The organism is Pseudoalteromonas sp. PS5, from assembly GCF_004103255.1.
In the GTDB taxonomy this organism is placed as follows: domain Bacteria; phylum Pseudomonadota; class Gammaproteobacteria; order Enterobacterales; family Alteromonadaceae; genus Pseudoalteromonas; species Pseudoalteromonas peptidolytica.
In genome coordinates this window covers 1-1,559 of record NZ_RCSQ01000151.1, presented here as the reverse complement: position 1 = coordinate 1,559, position 1,559 = coordinate 1, and the positions used below count along the sequence as shown (strand labels likewise).

1 protein-coding gene is annotated in these 1,559 nt (G+C 45.2%); it reads right to left on the bottom strand.

Translation table 11 applies throughout. The annotated features are described in order from the left end of the window. Nucleotides 1–374 precede the first annotated feature (374 nt). A complete protein-coding gene (gene tuf, locus D9603_RS17195) occupies nt 375–1,559 on the bottom strand; it encodes an elongation factor Tu (RefSeq protein WP_128732244.1) in 1,185 nt (394 codons plus the stop codon).

Here is a 1,559-nt window from a genome sequence, read left to right as displayed (position 1 = left end):
ACTTTATCCGCTGATAAGTCGTTAGCAGAGTTATAAAGTGTAGTTCACCTGATATCGGTTCTAGTTACTAGTTTCCAAACATTACAGTAGACAATAGCACCTATCATGTACTGTAGATGTGCCACCCTCATGTCTATGTACGTAGCATCTTGGATTTTCTATAGGCATTAAAAAGGCTGGATACTAAGAGCGACCTTTTTACTGTGTATTGCTACAACCCAAAGCTGATGCTTCGATTATGGCAACTAAACCTATTAAGTATTGTCAGCGTGCCACTCTCATGCCTATATACGTATTACCGTTGATTTCCTATAGGCATTAAAAAAGGCCGCTTTCGCGACCTTTTTTTACAGTGTATTGCTACAACCTAAAGCTTATGCTTCGATTGTTGCTACAACACCAGCACCTACTGTACGGCCACCTTCACGGATAGCGAAACGTAGACCTTCGTCCATCGCGATTGGTACGATTAGCTCAACAGTCATCTTGATGTTGTCGCCAGGCATTACCATTTCTACGCCGTCTGGTAGCTGGATGTCACCAGTTACGTCTGTTGTACGGAAGTAGAACTGTGGACGGTAACCTTTGAAGAAAGGAGTGTGACGACCACCTTCATCTTTCGAAAGTACGTATACTTCTGAAGTGAACTTCGTGTGTGGAGTGATTGAACCAGGCTTCGCTAGTACTTGACCACGCTCAACTTCGTCACGCTTAGTACCACGTAGTAGTGCACCGATGTTCTCACCCGCACGACCTTCGTCTAGAAGCTTACGGAACATTTCAACACCCGTACAAGTTGTCTTCGTAGTTTCTTTGATACCTACGATTTCAACTTCGTCGTTCACGTTGATGATACCAGCTTCAACACGGCCTGTTACTACTGTACCACGACCCTGGATTGAGAATACGTCTTCGATAGGCATGATGAATGGCTTATCGATGTCACGCTCTGGCTCTGGGATGTAAGAATCTAGTGCTTCTGCAAGCTCAACGATCTTGTCTTCCCACTCTTTCTCACCTTCAAGTGCTTTAAGCGCTGAACCTTGGATTAGAGGTAGGTCATCACCTGGGAAGTCGTACTCAGAAAGTAGTTCACGTACTTCCATCTCTACTAGCTCTAGAAGCTCTTCGTCGTCAACCATGTCACATTTGTTCATGAATACGATGATGTAAGGTACACCAACCTGACGAGAAAGTAGGATGTGCTCACGTGTCTGAGGCATAGGACCGTCAGTAGCTGCAACTACTAGGATCGCGCCGTCCATCTGTGCAGCACCAGTGATCATGTTTTTAACATAGTCAGCGTGTCCTGGACAGTCTACGTGTGCATAGTGACGAGTTGGTGTGTCATACTCAACGTGTGAAGTTGAGATTGTGATACCACGCTCACGCTCTTCTGGAGCGTTATCGATTGATGCGAAGTCTTTTGCTTCACCACCGTATACTTTTGCAAGTACGTTAGTGATTGCTGCAGTTAGAGTTGTTTTACCGTGGTCAACGTGGCCGATTGTACCTACGTTTACGTGCGGTTTTACGCGTTCAAACTTTTCTTTTGCCAT